Genomic DNA, 19,405 nt, shown 5'->3' with positions numbered 1-19,405 from the left:
GTTTGTCAAAAGGCGTGTTGCGCCGGGTCGGAGGGAGCCCCCATGAAGTTTGCCCGTTCAATGTTTGTTGCTGCCGCTGTCGTAGTCACTTCGTTGCCTGCTGCGGGTGACGACGCGCTGCTCGGTCATGAACTGCGCCGCCTGCATTCGCCCGAGACGGTCAAGCTCGACCGTTATGCCGGACAGCCCCTGCTGATCGTCAACACCGCCAGCCACTGCGGCTTCACGCGCCAGTTCGAGGGGCTGGAGACGGTGCACAAGGAATACGCCGAGCGCGGTTTGCGCGTGCTCGGATTCTCGTCCGACGACTTCAACCAGGAAGCGAAGGACGAGGCCAAGGCGGCCGAGGTGTGTTTCGTGAACTTCGGCGTCACCTTCGACATGTTCGCCACCATCCCGGTACGCGGCGAGGGCGCCCACCCGCTGTTTCGCGAACTGGCGCGCCAGTCCGGCGAGCCGCCGCAATGGAACTTCCACAAGTACGTGGTCGATCGTTCGGGGCGCGTGGTCGCGGCTTTCCCGAGCCGCGTCGAGCCGGGTGCGCAGGAATTGCGCGCGGCCATCGAGGGCGTGCTCTGAGCGGATGATCGGCGGCAAGCCTGCCGCCGCTTGCGCGCCCGCCGTGGCGCGCCCATCATCGGGGCCGATTTCATTGAAGGCCCCGCATGCGATTCCTCCACACCGCCGACTGGCATCTCGGCCGCATTCTGCACGGCCGCTCGCTGATCGAGGATCAGGCGCACGTGCTCGACCAGTTCGTGGCACTCGTGCGCGACACCCGGCCCGATGCGGTGCTGATCGCCGGCGACGTCTATGACCGCGCCGTGCCGCCGGCCGAAGCGGTCAATCTGCTCGACGACACACTCTCGCGCATCGTGCTGGGCGAGGGCGTGCCGACCATCGTCATCGCCGGCAATCACGACAGCCCGGACCGCCTCGGCTTCGGCGCGCGCCTGCTCGCTTCGCGCGGGCTCACCATCGTCGGTCGCGTCGATGCGCTGAACGAGGGCGTGGCCTTTGACGACGAATGGGGCCGCGTCGTCGTCCATGCGCTGCCGTATGCCGAGCCGGCGCTGGTGCGCGACGCGCTCGGCATGGAGATTTCCGGCCACGAGGCGGCGCTGGCGGCGTTGCTCGAGCGCGTGCGCGCCAAGCATCCGGCCGGCGCGCGCAGCGTGGTCGTGGCGCATGCCTTCGTCGCGGGAGGTGCCGAGAGCGACTCCGAGCGGCCGCTGTCGGTGGGCGGCAGCGGCGCGGTCGATGCGCGCCTGCTCAAAGGCTTCGACTATGTCGCGCTCGGCCACCTGCACCGGCCGCAACGCGCCGGCGCCGATCACGTGCGCTATTCCGGTTCCTTGCTGAAGTACTCCTTTTCCGAGGCCGCGCATGCCAAGAGCGTGTCGCTGGTCGAACTCGGCGCGCCGGGCGAGCTGAACATCGAGGAAATTGCGCTCACGCCGCTGCGCGACCTGCGCGTGCTCAGCGGCACGCTGGACGAACTGCTCGCCGCATCCGCCGCGGATGCCGCGCGTGAGGACTACGTCTTCGCCAGCCTCACCGATCGTGGCGCGCTGCTCGACCCCATGGCGCGCCTGCGCGAAGCCTGGCCCAACGTGCTCGGCTGCGAGCGCACCGTGCTCTCGGCCGCCGGCGCCGGCGGAGCAGGGCGTGCACGCTCGCGCGAACTCGACACGCGTGCGCTGTTCGCCGACTTCTTCCGCGAGGTGGCCGATGCGCCGCTCGACGCGGCGCAGTCGGCCGCGCTCGACGAGGCGCTCGAAGCGCTGGCACACGCGGCGCGGGAGGCGCGATGAAGCCGCTGATCCTCACCATGCAGGCCTTCGGTCCGTTCGCCGGGCGCGAGCGCGTGGATTTCACGCGGCTGGGCGAGCGCGCGCTGTTTCTCATCCACGGCGCCACCGGCGCCGGCAAGACCACGCTGCTCGACGCCCTGTGCTTCGCGCTGTACGGCGACACCTCCGGCGGCGAGCGTGACGCACGCGCGATGCGCAGCGACCTCGCCCCGGCTGAACTCGAAACCGAGGTCGAACTGGAATTCGCGCTCGGCGCCGAGCGCTACCGCGTCACGCGCAAGCCCGCCCAGCAACGGCCGAGAAAGCGCGGCGAGGGCTGGATGCAGGCGCAGCCCGAGGCGCAGCTCGATCGCCTCACGGACGGTGAATGGAAAAGCCTCGCCACCCAGCCCGGCAAGGTGCTCGATGCCGTGCGCGGCCTGCTCGGCTTCGACAGCGCGCAGTTTCGTCAGGTCATCGTGCTGCCGCAGGGGCGCTTCCGCGAACTGCTCACGGCCGGCTCCGGCGAGCGCGAGGCCATTCTCGAAACCCTGTTCCGTACCCGCATCTGCAGCGATCTGAGCGACGCGCTCAGGGAGCGCGCCCGCGCGCTCGAAGTCGCCGGCCGCGAGACGCAGACGCGGCGCGAGACCTTGTTGCAGCATGCCGATTGCGACAGCGTGGATGCGCTCAAGACGCGGCGCGCGCAACTGGCGGGCGAGGTCGAGCAACGCCGAGTGGAGGAGAAGGCCGCCCGCGAACGCGACGCCGCTGCCCGCCTCGCGCTCGAGCGCGCTCGCGTCGCCGTGCAGGCCGAGCGCGAACGTGCGCAGGCCGCGCAGCGCCTGCAGGAGGCCGCACGCCAGCGCGAGGCCGTTGCACAAGCTCAGGCGCAGGCCGACGCGCGGCTGGCGACGGAAAACGCTCGCACACCCGAGCGTGAGGCGCTGGCCAAACGCCTCAACGAACTCGAAGCCCTGCTGCCGGCCGTCACCGATCTGGCGCAGGCCCTGGCGCGCCGCGACGCGGCGGCAAAGCAGCGCGACGCGGCCGGCGCCGAGCGCGAGCGTGGGGAGGCTGCACTCGCGGCCGCGCGCAAGACGCTGCAGACGCGGCGTGACGAGCGTGAGCAAGTGCAGGCGCTGGCGGCGCGTGTCGAAGTGTTGGCGCACCGCCTCAAGGATGCGCAGGCCGCGCGCGAGCGGCTGGCGCGGCTCGCGCAACTGCGCAAGGATCTGGCCGGTGCCGAGGGTCGGCTGAGCGAGGCCGCGAAGGCAGTGACGGCGGCCGACGCCGCGCTGGCCGACGCGCAGCGTCGGCAGGACGACGTCGAACACGCCTGGAGCGCGGCGCAGGCGGGTCTGCTCGCCGCCGGCCTGCAGGCCGGTGCGCCCTGTCCGGTGTGCGGCGGCACGGACCATCCTGCGCCGGCGCGAGCGAGTACCGATGCGGTTTCCGAGGCCGCGCTGCGCGAGGCCCGCGAGGCGGTGCGCAAGGCGGCGACCGCGCGCGAGGCGGCGCTATTGCGCCGTCACGAGGCCGACAAGCAGGCGGAGGGGCTGCGCGCGACGGCCGGCGAGCTGGAGCGCGATCCAGCCGATGCGGCGGATCCGGCCGCCTTGCAGGCCGAATTGAAGGCGGCACAGTCGGCCGCGCAGCGGCTGGCGGAACTGGCGCGCGAATTGCCGGCCTGCGAGCAGGCTATTGGTGAAGCCGAGAAAGCGGTGCGCAAGGCCGAGGCCGCGCGCCAGAGCGCCGAGGGCGAGGTGACGCGGGCCGATACGGAAGCCGCCCTGCTTCAGCGCAAGCTGCCGCAGGAACTGAACACGGTTGCTGCGCTGGAGGCGGAAATCGCGCGCGTGCGGGCCGCACGCCGCGCGCTCGACGAGGCGCTCGCACAGGCGCAGCAGGCCGCGCAACAAGTGGCCAACGAACTGGCCGCCGCGCGTTCGGCGGAACAAGCGGCCGAAGAAGTCCTGCAGCGCGCGACGCAGGCCGCGCAGGCGGCCGCCGTGGAAGGCGGCGCGCCGGACCTGCCGGCCGTGGAGGCTGCCGCGCGTTCGGCGGGCGAGGCGCTGGAAGCGGCGCTGCTCGCCACGCGCGATGCGGCGGGCCGGGTGGAGGCGGCGGACCGCACGCTGGCCGCGCTGTCCGAGCTGGCGGCGCAGGCCGGAGAACTGGAGCGGCAGTACGCGGTGGCGGGGCGGCTGGCCGAGGTGGCGGGCGGAGGCAATCGCCTCAACCTGAGTTTCCAGCGCTTCGTGCTGGCCACCTTGCTCGACGAGGTGCTGGAGGCCGCGTCGCTGCGCCTGCTGCGCATGAGTCGTAGTCGCTTCGAACTGCGCCGCGTGCAGGGACTGGTCGACGGGCGTCGCGCCGGCGGGCTGGATCTGGAGGTGTTCGACCACTACACCGGCAGCAGCCGGCCGGCGGCCACGCTGTCGGGCGGCGAGGGCTTTCTGGCCGCGCTGTCGCTGGCGCTGGGGCTGGCCGACGTGGTGCAGTCGCGCGCCGGCGGCATGCAGATGGAGACGCTGTTCATCGACGAGGGCTTCGGCACGCTGGACCCGGAGGCGCTGGACTTTGCGCTGTCTACGCTGATCGACCTGCAACAGGCCGGGCGACTGGTGGGCGTGATCTCGCACGTGGCCGAACTGCGCGAGCGCATGGACGTGCGCCTGGAAGTAATCGCCGGCGCGGCCGGCAGCCACGTTCGGCTGCGCCAGCCGTGAAATGAAAACGGCCGCCCGCAGGCGGCCGTTCTTGAACGCGATGCGGCGTGGATCAGTACGCGCCGATCTGCGACGGCGAAACGCCGAGGTTGTTGTGCACTTCCTTGACGCCGGCGGCGGTTTCGGCGGCGACACCGGCGGCCTTCTTCTTGATCTCGCTGTCGACCAGGCCCCACAGGGTGACGACGCCGTCGACGACGACGACGTTGGTCGTGGACTCGGAGATGTCGAGCTTGTTGGTCATCTCATTGATGATCTTCTCGCGGATGCTGCGGTCGTCGGCCGTGCCGCCTGCGTCCTGCTGCATCGTCGAGAAGCCATGCAGCAGGTTGGAGCGGCTGACGATGCCGACCAGCTTGCCGTCCTTGACCACCGGCGCGCGCTTGATGTGATGCTTCTCCAGCATCTGCGCGATCTTGTAAAGCGGCGTGTCCTCGCTGATCGTGATGACATCGCGCGTCATCACGTCTTCGGCGCGACGGCCGTGAGACTTGACGTAGGTGCCGGCATCGTTGCTCGCCGTGAACAAGGCCTTGAGCCACCACGAGTCGCGACGGTCGGTCTTGTTTTCGACGCGGCGCATGAGGTCGCCCTCGCTGACCATGCCGAGAACCTTGCCGGCGGCGTCGACCACGGGTACCGCGCTGATGTGGTTCTTGAGCATGAGCTCGACGATCTCGCGCACTTCCGTCTGCGGCGTGGCGGTGATGACGTCGCGCGTCATGATTTCTGCTGCGTGCATGTTGCCTCCTTGGTTGGGTTATCCTGTTCGAGCTCTGTGACTCGCTCGCGACCATTCTAGAACGAAGCCCGACGTTTCGCACGGTTCGAATCTCGCGAATCTTGAAGTCAGCTTACAGGGAACGTGGCGTGATTCGTTGAGCTATGTCAAGGCTTGTCCTCGCGCGGCGACTGGACCGGCAAGGCGCCATCTGGTAACTTGGACGCGTTTGGCAGGCCCTGCATGCAGGGCCTGCTTCGTTTGTCCAGTCCGCACCCGCGCAGCGGCGTGGGTGCCCGAGGAAACCAGTATGGATGCTGACAAGGTTCGTTGCCTGGTGTCGCGCGGCGGCACGATGGTTGGAATGTTCAATCTCGACATGATCAGTTTCGCCGGTGGCTATTACATCGTGTTCGAATGGGAAGACATGCCCGACGGCAATCGTCGTCCGCTCTACATGTCGCCGATCGATGAGCGCTTCCTGCAGGTGCTGCCCGACGGCGATGCCGAGGTCACCCACCAGTACCGCGTTTCGGTCGAGGATCCCCGACCGTTTTCCTGATCGCGGCCGGCGCCGCTGCGCGGCGCTTTGTGCCGGGGATTCTCGTGCTAGAGTCGCGCCCGGCGATAAATCCATGCCATTCAAATGGTTTTAGGTTCGTGCGGAGACGCGGGGCGCGCAATGACTGCACAGTTCGGGCGGGGTTGGGGTCTGCGGGCCAAGTCGATGCTGGCGCTGGTGCTCGCCTGCGCGCTGGTGCTTTCGCCGGCTGCCCTGTTCGGCTGGCAGTTTCTCGATGGCGTGCGCACCTACTTCGGTGAGGCCTACGCGCGCAATTTCACCGAGCTCAACCGTCAGAAGATCCTGGCACCGGTCACGCGTGACCTCGCGTTGTCGCGTCGTCTCGCCGGCTCCGAACTGACGCGCCGCTGGCTGCTCGACGAGTCCGACGCGGACAAGCGCGCGCTGTTCTTCCGCGAGGCGGAAGGCTATCGGGCGGATTTCGGCAGCCGCTCCTACTTTCTGATCAGCGCGCTCAGCCGGCATTACTACTTCAATACCGAGGATGAGGCGTTCAGTGCCGCGCCGCGCTACACGCTCGATGCGCAGGCGGACAAGGACGCGTGGTTCTTCAATACCGTGGGCGGCGACGACGCCTACAACATCAACGTCAATCCTGACCCGGAACTGGGTACCACGCGCGTGTGGCTCAACGTCGTCATCACCGACGGCGAGCGGCGCATCGGCCTGGCCGGCACCGGACTCGATCTGGGCGCGTTCATCCGCGAGTTCGTGTCCACCGACGAGGCCGGCGTGACGCCGATGATCCTCGACGAGCAGGGGGCGATCCAGGCCCACCCGGACGCCTCGCTGATCGCCTTCGGTTCGGCCGCCGGTGTCGCCGCGGCGGATGGTCTGCAACGGCTCTTCGGCGCGGGCGAGCAGCGTGATGTGGTGCGCTCGGCGATGGCCGAGGCCCGGGCCGATCCGCAGGCTGTGCGCATCGTGCGCGCGGTACTCGACGGGCGCGAGCAACTCGTCGCGATGGCATGGATTCCGGAACTGCGCTGGCATGTGCTCACGGCCGTCGATCTGAACGTCGCCGAGGTCTTCGAGGGCGGATGGCTGGGCACCGTCGTGGCCGCGCTGGTGCTCTCGGTGCTGGCCCTGCTGGTGCTCTCCGGGGTCGCCGTCGACCGTCTGGTGCTTCGCCCGTTGCGGCGTTTGCGCGAATCGGCGATCGAGATCGAGCGCGGGCGCTACGATGTCTCGTTGCCGGCGGCGGGGACGGACGAGATCGGCGACCTGAGTCGCGCCTTCGCGAGCATGGCCGAGCAGGTGCGACGTCACACCGAGAATCTGGAAGGGCAGGTGCGCGAGCGCACCGAGGCGCTCGAGCGCAGCAACGACGAGATGGAAGCCGCCAACCGCCAGATCCGCGCATCGATCGATTATGCGAGCCTGATCCAGCGCGCGATCCTGCCCGATCGGCAGATGTCGCAGGCGCTGGGCGAGGATCACTTCATCGTGTGGCGGCCGCGCGATGTCGTTGGCGGTGACTTCTACGTGTTCCGCTGCGAGGGCGAGCGCTGCCTGGTCGGCGTGTTCGACTGCGCCGGCCACGGCGTGCCCGGCGCACTGATGACCATGCTCGCGCGCGCGGCCATCGACCACGCGATCGCGCACGAGGGCATGGATTCGCCGGCGGCGATACTGCGCCGCACCGACGAGGCCATGCGCGCGATGCTGCAGGATTTCGCGCTGCCGCGCGCCATCGCCACCAACATGGATGGTGGCATTGTCGTGATGGAGACGGACAGTCGCCGCGTGCGCTTTTCCGGCGCCAAGATTTCGCTGTACTGGAGCGACGGCGAGGACTTCGGCGAGATCCGCGGTCACCGGCGTGCGCTGGGAGATCGCCGCCGTGGCGAGTATTCGGACTCCGAAGTCGTTATCGCTCCGCGCACGACCTGCTATCTGGCCACCGACGGCTATCTCGACCAGGCCGGTGGCGAGCGCGGTTTCGGATTCGGCAATACCCGTTTCGCCGAGCTGCTGCGCAGCATCGCGCCGCTGTCCATGAGCGAACAGGCCGAGGCCATCGACCGCGCGCTCGAGGAATATCGCGGCGACGTCCCGCAGCGCGACGACATCACGATATTATCGTTCCGACTGACTTGAAGCCGAGACCATGAACGCCATCGACCTCTTCGACCTGCGCGAGCAGTTCAACCGGCGCAACATCCTGCTGTGTTTCAATGGGCCGATTTCCCACGGGCTGATCGAGGAGCTGGGCAACGCGCTGCGCAGCTACCTGACGGCCGAACAACTGCAGCCCTCGGCGGTGATGGACGTGTTCGGCGTGTATATCGAACTGACGCAGAACATCCGCCATTACTGCAGGGTGCGTGGCTATGACGAGAACGACGCGGCGGTGACGGTGGTGGTGGCGCGTGACGTCGATGGCGGCTATGCGGTACAGGCCGGCAACATGGTCGAGCGCGCCGACGGCGAAGCGCTGCTTGCGCGCATCGAGCAACTTGCGGCGATGGACAAGGCCGCACTCAAGGCCGCCTACAAGGAACAGTTGCGCCGTCCGCGTGACGAAGGTGCGGTCAGCGGTGCCGGGCTGGGGCTGATCGACGTCGCACGCAAGTCGTCGCGACCGCTGGCGGCGACGCTCTCCGACCTCGGTGGCGAGCGGGTCTTCTTCAGCGTGCGCGCCGTGATCTGAATGGAATGGAAATGGGTAATCGTCCGATGAACGTGCTCAACATCGAATCCACGCAATCGACCCCGTCGGTAAGCGCCGATTGGGATTCGGGCGTGATGCGCATCGCGGGGGATTCCTTCCCCGAGAACTCCTTCGAGTTCTTCGCCGAGGTGATCGACTGGATCGAACGCTATCTGGCGTCGAGCGCGCATCCGCTGCATCTGGACCTGCGGCTGATGTACATGAACACCAGCTCGGTCAAGGCCATGATGGACATCTTCGATCTGCTCGAGGATGCCCACCGCGACGGGCGCGCCGTCGAGGTCATCTGGCATCATGATCCGGCCAACGAGCGCGTGGCCGACCTCGCCGAAGAATTCCGCGAGGACTGCACCTTCCCGTTCGGAGTCGAAAAGGATGGTGGCTGAACATACGATCCCGCGCACACGCGAGGAGGTCGAACTGCACGAGCGCGTGCGCACGCTGCTCGACGACTCCTCGCAGCGCGACAATCCGATGCGCGAGGTGCTCGCCGAACTGCTCGAACGCAGCGAGCAGCAGCGTGGCCGGCTGGAGAAGCTGGTGCGCATCTCCGACGGCTACCACAATGTCTCGCGCACGCAGAACATGGACCTGATCCGCGAGTACGACCGCCAGATCATGCGCCTGGAGAAGCTCGCGCGCATCTCCGACCGTTACCAGAGCCAGCTCATCGCGCTCAACGAAGAACTCAAGACGCTCACGCTGCGCGATCCGCTCACCGGCGTGGGCAACCGCCGGTTCATGACCGATCGACTGCGCGAGGAAAGCGAACGCGCGAGCCGGCGTGGCGTGACCTTTTCGCTGGCGATCCTCGACATCGATCACTTCAAGAACGTCAACGACCATTTCGGCCACGACGTGGGCGACGCCGTGCTGTGCCGCGTGGTCGATACCGTGCGCAGCTGCCTGCGCGACTATGACGTATTCGCCCGCTGGGGCGGCGAGGAGTTCATCATCGCGCTGCCCGATACCGCGCTGGACGTCGCCGCTGCGGTGTGCGAACGCGTGCGCCGCGAGATCGAGGCCCTGAATGTCTCGTGCGACGCCGTGACGGTGTCGGTGACCGCCAGTTTCGGCCTCACCGAACACATCGCCGCAGAGAGCCCGTCGGAGACCATCAACCGTGCCGACGTGGCGTTGCGGCGCGCCAAGGACGCCGGCCGTAATCGCATCTTTCCCGCCTGAGTTCCCGCCGCGCGGCGCGTGCGGCGCGTGCCTTCCTGTGCTCCGGGCTTTCCAGCACGACGGCATCGTGGCAGGATCGACGGCGACCCCTGAGCGGAGATCTCGATGAAGCCGGCCAACGTCCGACTCCAGATTCACTTCGACCTGCAGCTGGCCGTGCCCGACGAACTCGCCACGATGGATCCTCAACAGCTCAAGGCGCGCCTGGCCGAGATGCTGGGTGCGATGGTGTTGCAAGGTCTGCCCACCATTGCCGGCAAGCAGCTCGCGCGCGCCGGTGTCGAGCTGCGCGCACATGCCCATGCGATCCAGGCCACCGCGCTCTCGCCCACCTCGTCGGTGGAGCGCGACGAACTCGTCACTGCCGCGCCGCATCTGACCGATGCCGAGCTCGAGGGTCTCGTCGCACGCGCCGGGCATGCGTTGCCCGAGGCGGCCTCCGACCGGTTGCGCGCGCTGCGCCGCCATGGCCTGGCGATCGCCAACGAGTTTCGCCTCGTGCCCTGCGTGGTGCACGCCATGATGAGCAACGAACAGCCGGGTACGCTCGAGGCCTCGCTCAATCTGACCAACGGCAGTGTGATGATCGAGGCGCACGAGCGCAGCAAGCGCTTGCTCGCCGGGCAGGAAGATGTCGCCGTCGAAATTGCTGGCGTCGACGAACACCTGCCCGCGAACTACGCCGGCCACACCATCAGCGGTCCGGTGATCGAGGTCACGGTGGCGGAGATCTCGCGCCATCGCGATGCACTGCTCGGGCTGTGGCAACAGGGCGCATGAGGCCCGCGCCCCGCGAGCTCACCGAACTGGATCTTCCCGGCTGCGGTCATCTGGCGGTGCTCGCACCTCACCCGGACGACTTCGACGCGATCGCGGTGACGATGCGCCATTTCGCGCGCCGCGGCTGGCGCATTCGCCTCGCCGTGCTGACCAGCGGCGCCTCCGGCGTCGAGGACGGCTACCGCGGTGCACGCAGCATCGCCGACAAGACCGCGCTGCGCGAAGCGGAGCAGCGCTCAAGCTGCCACGTTTTCGGCCTGCCGCCGGACGACCTGCACTTCCTGCGTCTCGACGGCGCGGGCGGTGACGCCTTCGCGGTCGACTCTGCGAGCCTCGCCCGCGTGCGGGCCTTCCTGCGCACGGCGCAGCCGACACGGGTATTCATGCCGCACGGCGACGACGCCAACCTCGCCCATCGTCGCACCTGGGAACTGTTCCGCACGATCGCGCGCGAAGACGGTCTCGCCGTCGAGGCCTGGCTCAACCGCGACGCCAAGACGCGCGCCATGCGCGAGGACGTGTTCGCGCGCTTCGGTGCCGAGGAGGCCGCGTGGAAGGCCGGCCTGCTGCGCCTGCATGCTTCCCAGCACGCGCGCAATCTCGCCACCCGCGGTCACGGCTTCGACGAGCGCGTGCTCGCCGTCAACCGCGCCAGCGCGGACGCAGCGGGCTGGTCGGGTGAATGGGCGGAGGCGTTCGAGGTGGTGCGATTCGGAACGGGTGGCGACGGAATGCGCCTTTAGCGCCGGTCGGAATCCTCGTCGACCTCGCGGATCACGACGCCTTCGATGACGTCCCCGCTTGCACCGGTTTCACTGGAGCGGCCCTGAGCGCGGCGGCGCATTTCCTGGAACTGCGGATCGCTTTCCATCTGCTTCCTGAGCGCGCGCATCTTCCACCACAGCCAGCCCCAGACGATGACCCCTACGGCGAGCGCGATCGCGAAGACCACCACCGAGAACATCAGCGCGACGATCGCGATCGTCACCGCGGCGACGACTGCGAACGCCTTGGCGAGCAGGCCGGGCGGTTTGACACCGGGCGTGCCGGCTTGGCGACGGTAGGGGCCGGGATCGAAGGACATCGAAACTCCTGCAGCGTTGCAATGTGGATGGTCCATGCTGAACGACGCTTCGCGCGAGGTCAATCGCGCGAAGGTGTCCGGTTGTGACCGGAGCCGGCGGGGAAGTTCCCGGCCGGTCGCCGCCGTTCGCCCGCAGCCGCCCGGGGCGGAGCCCGCATCAAGAACGATCCGTTGTCGAGCCTGCGGACCTGTCGTCCGCCGAGCGTGGGTCGCCAGCCAAGGGCGCGATCTGCGTACGGCGCAGGCGCACGCACTTGGGGTCATGCTTGAGGTGCAGCTTCCACCACAGCCCGACGAGGTTGTCACCGTGTGAGATGGCCTTGCGTGGCAGCGCCAGCGGGTCGTCGCCGGGCACGGCCGGCGCACGTGCGCAGGTCGTGGCGGTGGCATAGCCGGCCTCGGCCACGGCCTCCAGCGCAGCCCGGTCGTGGCTGCCGAACGGGTAGCAGAAGTGGCGCACCGGTGCGCCCAGCACATCTTCCAGCCGTTCGCGACAGCCGCTCACTTCGTCGCGCAGGCGTGCCGCGTCGAGGCCGGCCAGGCGCGTGTGTCCCAGTGAGTGCGCGCCGATCGTGCAGCCCTGTGCCGCGAGCGTGCGCAACTCGGCGGCGCTCATCAGCCGTGGTGTCGGGCGGCCGTCATGGGCGAACCACGATGAGCGCTGCCCGAGCAGACCGGCGATGGCATACACGGTGGCGGGAAAGCCGTAGCGTTGCAATACCGGCCAGGCATGTTCGGCGAACCCTGCGTAGGCGTCGTCGAAGGTCAGTGCGACCGCGCGTGGCGGCACCGCCGCGACACCGCGCACGCAGGCGTGCACCTCGTCGATGGACAGCACGTGATAGCCGCTGGCGGCGAGGAAGGCCATCTGTGCGGCGAAACGCTCGGTGCGGCAATAGGTCGAACGGTGCGAGCGCATCGCGCCGGGCAGTCGCGGAAAGTCGCCGATCTGGTGATACATGAGAATGTTGATGATGTCGCGCATGGTCGGCTCCTCAGCCGCTGCCCGTGAGCCGGGCGTAGAGGTCGCGATAGCGATCGATGATGATCGCCTCGGAGAACTCGTCGGCCACGCGCGAGGCGCCGCTGGCGATCAGGCGCGTGGCCAGACCGGAATCACCCAGCAGTTCGACGATGGCGTGCGCCAGGGCGGCGGCATCGCCGCACGGCACGATCAGCGCGTCCTCGCCGTGGCGCGCGAGTTCGCGCGCTCCGCGAAACGCGGTGGCGACGATCGGACGACGATGACTCCAGGCCTCGAGCAGTACGTTGCCCAGCGTCTCCTCGTCGCGCGACGGAAACACCATCAGGTCGGCGGCGTGGAACCAGGGCCCCGGGTCGTGCTGCCAGCCGACCCACACGATGCGTGAGGCAATGCCCAACGCCGCGGCGCGGGCGACGAGTGCCGGGCGCAGCGGACCGTCGCCGAGCAGCGCCAGCCGCGGGCGACGTCCGGCGACTTCCGCTGGCAGACGGGCGAAGGCGTTGAGCAGGTTGGCGTGATCCTTGACCGCGACCATGCGCGCGGCGTGCACGATCAGCCAGTCGTCGGCTGCGATGCCGTGCGCGCCGCGCAGTGCGCTCACCGCTGCCGCATCGGCTGGTCGTGCCGTTTCGACGAAGTTGCCGATGTGGAAGACGCGTTCGGCCGGCAGGCCATTGCGTACCATCCAGTCACACAGTCCGCGGGTGTTGCCGACCCATGCATCTGCGTGTACGAAGCCATGCACGCCGTAGTAGCCGCCCAGACGCGCCACATGCACCTGGGCGCTGTCGCGCGCGAGTCGCGTCAGGCGGGTGGCGCGGCTCATGTAGGTCTGCACTACCTGTGCGCCGCTGAGGCGCGCGTACCGGCTGACTTCGTGCCTGGACAGCGGGTCCCAGACGGTGCGCATCGGCGCTTGCGCGTGGGCGATGCCGTCGAGGTGGTGGCGGGCCAGCTCGCTGTCACGCCGTACCAGCGCAGAGACTGGTTCGCCGGCGCGCTGCATCGCGTGCAGGAAACGCGCGAACCAGCGTTCCGCGCCGCCCATCTGACGGCTGGCGATGATATGCAGCGAGGCCACTGACACGGCCGAACTCCCCGAGAGCGTTACGGTGCACGCGCACCGCAAACTCTGCATTTCATCCGATGGATGTGACGGGGCGATTGCAGGCCGGTGACAGGGAGGTTAAGGCAGGCAGGCGGGCTGCGGTTCCGTGCGGCGCTGCGCGAGGGCTGCAGCCAGCCGTGCGTCGTGGCCATACACATCCGGGCGCAACTGCAGGCGACCGTCTTCGACGCCCGCGCCGAAGTAGGTGACGAGGATGGACACCGGTTCGGACAGACTGACCTCGCGTGTGCGTGTGTCCGCCAGCCAGGCGGTGACCTGCTCCGACCCGCGGTCGCTACCGAGCAGCGCCTCGGCCAGATCCACTGCGCCCTCGACCCGCACACAGCCCGAACTGAAGTTGCGCTGCCAGCTCGAGAACAATTGCTGGCTGGGGGTGTCGTGCAGGTACACCGCGTACGGATTCGGAAAGCGGATCGCGACCTGCCCGAGCGCGTTGTGCGGCCCCGGGTCCTGGCGCAGGCGGATGGCACCGGGCTCGTTCCAGTCGACGGTGGCCGGGTCGAGCTCGGTGCCGTCCATGTCGAATACGCGCAACCGGCCCTGTTCCAGGGCGTCGGGGTTGTCGCGGATCTCGGGCAGCTTGTCCTGGCGCAGGATCGTCGGCGGCACATACCACGGCGGGTTGAAGCTCAGGCGCGTGATGCTCGAGCGCAGCAGCGGGGTGGGGCGGTCGCGACGGCCGACCTGCACGCGCGAGAACCAGGTGATCCGGCCGTCGCGCACCAGGGTGACCGTGGCCGCACCGGTGTCGACGCGCACTTGCGGGTCGCGCAGATCGGCAGCCAGTTGTCGCCAGCGTTCCAGGTTGGCGCGCACGCGTGCCAGACGCTGGTCGGCGTCGAGGTTGAGGGCGGCTCGCGTGCGCGGACCGACCACGCCGTCGGTCTCCAGCGCGTGATCGCGCTGGAAGGCACGCACCGTCGCCTCCAGTGAAGCGTCCATGTAGTCGTTGAGGATATCGCCCGACGCGTAGCCGAGCCAGGCCAGACGCGCGCGCACGACTGCGACGCGCGCGTGGGTGTCGCCGGCGCGCAAGCTCGACCCGGCCGCCAGGACGGCCGGTTCGGCATGTGCGATGTCGCGCAGCCAGGCATGAGCCTCGCGCAGCGCGTGGTAGGCGGGATGCGCCGGTCGCGTGGCATCGAGCGCAGCGAGCGGGTTGTCGAGTCCGGCAAGTGCGGTCTCGACGAGTGTCTCGACCGTCGCCGGAAGCGGGGCGCCGTCGATCCGCCACATCGGGTCGGCATCCTGCGGCGCGAGCTGGCCGCGCGCGAGGTCATCAAGCGCGGCCAGCCATGCGCGCGTCGCCAGCGTTTCGGCGCAGGCACGTTCGGCCGGGGACGCGGGTGGCGTAACGACAAGGCGGCGGATCGCGTCGAGACCGTACCCGGCCGGGTCCAGGCCGTCGTCGGCCAGATCCGCGATCGCCGTCGCGAGCGACTCGAGCCGGGCGCTTGTCCACAGCGGCGTCTGGTCGGCGGCCGCGAGAAAACGGGCCACTCGTCCGTCGTCCGCCGCGGCTGCGGTCAACGAGACGGTGAAGAGAAACACCAACGCGGAGCGCAACATTCTGAAACTCGTCTACAAGTGGGCGCTGATATACTCGCCGGCGGCAGCGATGCCCGGCATCGCGGTCGTCGGGCGGAAACCGTGCCGCCGGACCGCGTCGGACGCGTCGTACTGCACACGCTCAGGGAGAGTCTAGACGCATGCTGAAACGAATCGGCCGGCAGTTGCTGGCGGCGGGAGCCTTTGTTGTTTTTTCGACCTGCGCAGTGGCCTCGCCGTTCGCGGATCGGCTCGTCGCAGAGTTGTCCGCACGTGCCCCGGATCTCGACATCAGCGTCCTGCGTCATGGCGTGTCGGCGATGCAGTGCGCAATTCGTCACGGCGCGCAGGGGGCCGAGCGCCTCGCCGTCATCGACTTCTCGCTGCCCTCGTCCGAGCGCCGGCTGTGGATCTTCGACCTGAACAAGCGCGCGCTGGTGCTGGCCGACTATGTCGCTCATGGCAATCGCACGGGCGAAAACCTCGCCACGGCTTTCTCCAACATCGTCGGCAGCCACCAGTCGAGCCTCGGCCTGTTTCGCGCGGCCGAGAGCTATCACGGCAAGCATGGCTACTCGCTGCGCATGGACGGGCTGGAGCCGGGCGTGAACGACCGCGCACGCGAGCGCGCCATCGTCATCCATGGCGCAGACTACGTCGATCCGTCGTGGATTCCGGTGCAGGGTCGCATCGGCCGCAGCCAGGGATGCCCCGCAGTGCGCCCGGAAATCGCCGCGACCGTGGTCGACGCGCTCAAGGGCGGGCAGTTCGTCTTCGCCTATTACCCCGACCAGGACTGGCTGCAGTCCTCGGCCTATCTGAACTGCGACCCGTCGCGTGTCGCCGCCATGCTCGGCAAGGGCCGCGAGGGCTGAGCTTTTGCGTGTGTGCGGTGCAGGGTGGGTAGGTCGCGTCGAGCCGCAGGCGAGTGCGACATCCCCGCATCGCGACGGCGGCGTCGGCCCTCGCTGCGCTCGCACCGACCTACGGTCGGGGCTTTCTCAAGGCTTCCAGTAATTTCCTGCCGGCGCGGCCGTCGGGTTCCAGGCCGAGTTCGGGCTGGATTTCGCGGATCACGCGGCGGGTGTTGGTGCCGATCATGCCGTCGACGCCGCCGATGTCGTGGCCGCGCGCGATCAGCAGTTCCTGCACCTCGCGCCGTTCGGCGCGCGACAGGCCGGGGTCGTCGGTGGGCCAGGGCGTGACGAATTCGCCGGCGCCGCGGATGCGGTCGGCCAGGTGCGCGATGGCCAGCGCGTAGCTCTCGGCGGCGTTGTACGAGAACAGCGCGTCGAAGTTCTTCATCACCAGGAAGGCCGGGCCGTCGGCGCCTGCCGGCAGCAGCAGGCCGGCCGGGGCGTCGCCTGCGGGCAGGGCCGAGCCGTCGACGCGGCGCAGGCCGCGGGTGCTCCAGGTGGACATCGGCTGCTTGGCGCTGCGGCCGGCGTCGGAGGCGTCGAAGCCGTCGGGCAGCTTCACTTCGAAACCCCAGGCTTCACCGGTGCGCCAGCCGGCGCGCTGCAGGTAGTTGGCGGTGGAGGCGAGCGCGTCGGGCACGGTGCCCATCAGGTCGCTCCGGCCGTCGCCGTCGAAATCCACTGCCAGGCGCGAGAAGGTCGAGGGCATGAACTGGGTCTGGCCGAAGGCGCCGGCCCAGGATCCGCGCAGATCGTCGGCCTCGATGTGGCCGTCCTGCACGATTCTCATGGCGTGGAACAGTTCCCCCCGGAAGAAGCCCTGGCGGCGCCCGATGCAGGCCAGGGTGGCGAGCGAGTCGATCACGCGGCGCTTGCCCAGACCCTGTCCGTAGTTGCTCTCCACGCCCCAGATGGCGACCACCGTGGCGGCCTCGACGCCGTATTCGCGCTCGATCCTCATCAGCGTGTCATGCCATTGTGCGAGTCGTTCGCGACCGTCTTCGGCGCGCTCATCGTCGACAAGACCGGCCATGTAGTCCCAGATCGGCGTGGTGAACTCGGGCTGGCGGTCGAGCAGGGCGACCACGTCCATGTCCGGTTCGAGCCCGGCGGTATGGCGTTGCCAGGTCTCGGCGCGGATGCCGTTCTGGATGCGTGCATCTTCCTGCAGATTGTCGAGACATTGGCGGAAGGCCGGATCGGCGTGGGCGGCCAGTGGCAGCGTGGTGGCGAGGGCGGCGGCGAACAGGGTCTTGCGGTGCATGTCGGAATGTCCGGAACGGGGGTTTTGAGGTTCGCGAAGATGGTACGCGAGTCGACCGAGAAGTGCTGTGAGAGGGTGTTGCACGATTTGCGGTAAAGTCGGTCCCAGACTCGGTTCGGGCGATCAATGGGACGCGCATGAAGAACGGAAGCGGTGGGCGGCGCTGGCTGTACTGGGTGGCGTTTGCGGTGCTGGTGGTGCTGGTGGTGCTGGTCATGGTGCAGGTCGACCGCCAGTGGCAGCGCATGGGCGAGATGAGCCGCGTGATGCAGGAACAGGCCGAGGATATCCGCCGCACGCGCGGCCTGCTGCGCGAGCTCGAGGAGCGGCTGCGCACGGCGGACTTTTCCACGCGCGCCTCGCAGGCCGAGGCAGGTGACGCGCCGGACGAGGACGCCTTCGCGCGCGCGCGCCGCGCCGCCGCCGACCCGGACTACGCCCAGGGCGACTGGCTGCGCATGGCCTTCGGCACCGGGCTCAAGACCATCACGCCGCTGGTATCGAGTGATGCCTACGCCGCCGAGGTGCAGAACTACGTGCTCGAGTCGCTGCTCGCGCGCGACCCGGACACGCTCGAATGGCAGGGGCTGATCGCGCGCGACTGGACGGTGTCGGACGACGGCCTGACCATCACCTTCCGGCTGCGTCGCGACGTGAGTTTTTCGGACGGCGTGCCGCTGACCGCGAAGGACGTGGCCTTCACCTTCGAATTCATCATGAACGAGGCGATCGCCGCACCGCGCGCGCGCGCCTACCTGTCGCGCATCGCACGGGTCACCGCGACGGACGAGCGCACGGTCGAGTTCGTCTTCTCCGGGCCCTATTTCAACAGCCTGCAGCTGGCCGGCGGCATGGCGATCCTGCCCGAGCACTTCTACCGCCGCTTTCTGGACGATCCGCGCACCTTCAACGAGAGCCGCGGCCTGCTGCTCGGTTCCGGGCCCTACCGGCTGGCCGACCCGGAGACCTGGACGCCGGATCTGGGACGTGTGGAACTGGTGCGCAATCCGCGCTACTGGGGGCCGGTGGACGGCTCCTTCGACCGCATCGTGTGGCGCGTCATCGAGAACGACAGCGCACGCCTGACGACCTTCCGCAACCAGGACATCGATCTGTACGGCGCGCGCCCGCGCGAGTACCGGCAATTGCTCGACGACCGGCAATTGCGCGAGCGCACGCAGCACTTCGAGTACATGAGCCCCACAGCGGGTTACAGCTACATCGCCTGGAACCAGGCGCGCGGCGGCGAGCCGACGCGCTTCGCCGACGCGCGCGTGCGCCGCGCCATGACCCATCTGACCGACGTCGATCGCGTCATCGAGGAAGTCATGCAGGGCTACGCGGAGCCCTCGGTGAGCCCGTTCTCGCCGCGTTCCAAGCAGCACGATCCGCTGCTCACGCCGGCGCCTTACGACCTCGAGCGCGCGCGCGCGCTGCTCGCCGAGGCCGGCTGGAAGGACCGCGACGGCGACGGCGTGCTCGAGAACGAGGCCGGAGCGCCCTTCGAGTTCGAGCTGACCTATTTCCAGGACAACGAGGATACGCGCCGCATGGTGCTCTTCCTGCGCGACATCTACGCGCGCGCCGGCATCGTCATGAAGCCGCGCCCGACCGAATGGTCGGTGATGCTGGAGAACATCGACCGCAAGGACTTCGACGCGATCACGCTGGGCTGGACCTCGGGCGTGGAAATCGACATCTACCAGATGTTTCACTCGAGCCAGATCGTCGACGGCGGGGACAACTTCGTCAGCTACCGCAATGCCGAACTCGATCGCCTGATCGACGCCGCCCGCTCCGAGGTCGACGAGGCGCGCCGCATGGCCCTGTGGCAGCAGGCCGAGCGCGTGATGGTCGAGGACCAGCCCTACACCTTCCTGTTCCGCCGCCAGACCCTGGCCTTTGTCGACGAGCGCATCGAGGGGCTGGAAAACACCGCGCTGGGCCTGAACCTGCTGGCGGTACCGGTGGAGGTGTGGGTGCCGGCGGCGAAACAGCGGCAGCCTTGAA

18 protein-coding genes are annotated in these 19,405 nt (G+C 68.6%); 12 read left to right on the top strand and 6 right to left on the bottom strand.

Going from position 1 to position 19,405, the window contains the following annotated elements:
- The first annotated feature begins 93 nt into the window (after positions 1-93).
- The 3 genes from C0099_RS10530 to C0099_RS16285 all read left to right on the top strand — a co-directional run bounded on the left by C0099_RS10530 (position 94) and on the right by C0099_RS16285 (position 4,525).
- Positions 94-579, top strand: a complete 486-nt coding sequence (locus tag C0099_RS10530) for a glutathione peroxidase (RefSeq protein WP_228151568.1) — start codon at positions 94-96, stop codon at positions 577-579.
- An 86-nt stretch (positions 580-665) separates the two neighbouring features.
- Positions 666-1,814, top strand: coding sequence for an exonuclease SbcCD subunit D (locus C0099_RS10525; RefSeq protein WP_102247374.1), 1,149 nt, complete (start codon positions 666-668; stop codon positions 1,812-1,814).
- Positions 1,811-4,525, top strand: coding sequence for an AAA family ATPase (locus tag C0099_RS16285; protein WP_102247373.1), 2,715 nt, complete (start codon positions 1,811-1,813; stop codon positions 4,523-4,525). The genes C0099_RS10525 and C0099_RS16285 overlap by 4 nt, the downstream gene beginning before the upstream one ends.
- 52 nt (positions 4,526-4,577) lie before the next feature.
- Here C0099_RS16285 and C0099_RS10515 read toward each other — a convergent pair whose 3' ends face one another.
- Positions 4,578-5,267: a CBS domain-containing protein gene (locus C0099_RS10515; protein ID WP_102247372.1), complete on the bottom strand. Its 690-nt coding sequence runs from the start codon at positions 5,265-5,267 to the stop codon at positions 4,578-4,580.
- Between the two features lie 289 nt (positions 5,268-5,556).
- On the opposite strand from C0099_RS10515, the gene C0099_RS10510 reads away from it, so the two are divergent.
- The 7 genes from C0099_RS10510 to C0099_RS10480 all read left to right on the top strand — a co-directional run bounded on the left by C0099_RS10510 (position 5,557) and on the right by C0099_RS10480 (position 11,211).
- On the top strand, positions 5,557-5,808 hold the full coding sequence (locus C0099_RS10510) for a hypothetical protein (RefSeq protein ID WP_102247371.1): 252 nt from the start codon (positions 5,557-5,559) through the stop codon (positions 5,806-5,808).
- Positions 5,809-5,928: 120 nt separating this feature from the next.
- A complete protein-coding gene (gene siaA / locus C0099_RS10505) occupies positions 5,929-7,929 on the top strand; it encodes a biofilm regulation protein phosphatase SiaA (RefSeq protein ID WP_102247370.1) in 2,001 nt (666 codons plus the stop codon).
- Between the two features lie 10 nt (positions 7,930-7,939).
- A complete protein-coding gene (gene siaB, locus C0099_RS10500) occupies positions 7,940-8,482 on the top strand; it encodes a biofilm regulation protein kinase SiaB (RefSeq protein WP_102247369.1) in 543 nt (180 codons plus the stop codon).
- Positions 8,483-8,493: 11 nt separating this feature from the next.
- On the top strand, positions 8,494-8,889 hold the full coding sequence (gene siaC, locus C0099_RS10495; RefSeq protein ID WP_269807774.1) for a biofilm regulation phosphoprotein SiaC: 396 nt from the start codon (positions 8,494-8,496) through the stop codon (positions 8,887-8,889).
- Positions 8,879-9,688, top strand: coding sequence for a biofilm regulation diguanylate cyclase SiaD (gene siaD, locus C0099_RS10490; protein WP_102247367.1), 810 nt, complete (start codon positions 8,879-8,881; stop codon positions 9,686-9,688). Before siaC ends, siaD begins: the two co-directional genes overlap by 11 nt.
- A gap of 105 nt (positions 9,689-9,793) precedes the next feature.
- On the top strand, positions 9,794-10,468 hold the full coding sequence (locus tag C0099_RS10485; protein WP_102247366.1) for a hypothetical protein: 675 nt from the start codon (positions 9,794-9,796) through the stop codon (positions 10,466-10,468).
- Positions 10,465-11,211, top strand: coding sequence for a PIG-L deacetylase family protein (locus C0099_RS10480; protein ID WP_102247365.1), 747 nt, complete (start codon positions 10,465-10,467; stop codon positions 11,209-11,211). Before C0099_RS10485 ends, C0099_RS10480 begins: the two co-directional genes overlap by 4 nt.
- On the opposite strand, the gene C0099_RS10475 is transcribed toward C0099_RS10480, so the two are convergent.
- The 4 genes from C0099_RS10475 to C0099_RS10460 form a co-directional block, all read right to left on the bottom strand.
- Positions 11,208-11,552 carry a hypothetical protein gene (locus C0099_RS10475; protein WP_102247364.1) on the bottom strand — a complete coding sequence of 115 codons (345 nt, stop codon included), beginning with the start codon at positions 11,550-11,552 and terminating at the stop codon, positions 11,208-11,210. The genes C0099_RS10480 and C0099_RS10475 overlap by 4 nt on opposite strands.
- A gap of 157 nt (positions 11,553-11,709) precedes the next feature.
- Positions 11,710-12,537 carry a polysaccharide deacetylase family protein gene (locus tag C0099_RS10470; RefSeq protein WP_102247363.1) on the bottom strand — a complete coding sequence of 276 codons (828 nt, stop codon included), beginning with the start codon at positions 12,535-12,537 and terminating at the stop codon, positions 11,710-11,712.
- Between the two features lie 10 nt (positions 12,538-12,547).
- Positions 12,548-13,618, bottom strand: coding sequence for a glycosyltransferase (locus C0099_RS10465; RefSeq protein WP_199797597.1), 1,071 nt, complete (start codon positions 13,616-13,618; stop codon positions 12,548-12,550).
- A 105-nt stretch (positions 13,619-13,723) separates the two neighbouring features.
- Positions 13,724-15,235, bottom strand: coding sequence for a L,D-transpeptidase family protein (locus tag C0099_RS10460; RefSeq protein ID WP_102247361.1), 1,512 nt, complete (start codon positions 15,233-15,235; stop codon positions 13,724-13,726).
- 140 nt (positions 15,236-15,375) lie between these two features.
- Between C0099_RS10460 and C0099_RS10455 the strand changes: the two genes are divergently transcribed.
- Positions 15,376-16,089, top strand: a complete 714-nt coding sequence (locus tag C0099_RS10455) for a murein L,D-transpeptidase catalytic domain family protein (RefSeq protein WP_102247360.1) — start codon at positions 15,376-15,378, stop codon at positions 16,087-16,089.
- Positions 16,090-16,198: 109 nt separating this feature from the next.
- Here C0099_RS10455 and C0099_RS10450 read toward each other — a convergent pair whose 3' ends face one another.
- Positions 16,199-17,395 carry a lytic murein transglycosylase gene (locus C0099_RS10450; RefSeq protein WP_102247359.1) on the bottom strand — a complete coding sequence of 399 codons (1,197 nt, stop codon included), beginning with the start codon at positions 17,393-17,395 and terminating at the stop codon, positions 16,199-16,201.
- 137 nt (positions 17,396-17,532) lie between these two features.
- On the opposite strand from C0099_RS10450, the gene C0099_RS10445 reads away from it, so the two are divergent.
- On the top strand, positions 17,533-19,404 hold the full coding sequence (locus C0099_RS10445; protein ID WP_102247358.1) for a peptide-binding protein: 1,872 nt from the start codon (positions 17,533-17,535) through the stop codon (positions 19,402-19,404).
- The last annotated feature ends 1 nt before the right edge of the window (position 19,405 follow it).

It is taken from the genome of Pseudazoarcus pumilus (genome assembly GCF_002872475.1).
Taxonomy (GTDB): domain Bacteria; phylum Pseudomonadota; class Gammaproteobacteria; order Burkholderiales; family Rhodocyclaceae; genus Pseudazoarcus; species Pseudazoarcus pumilus.
This window is presented reverse-complemented; position numbering and strand designations above follow the sequence as displayed.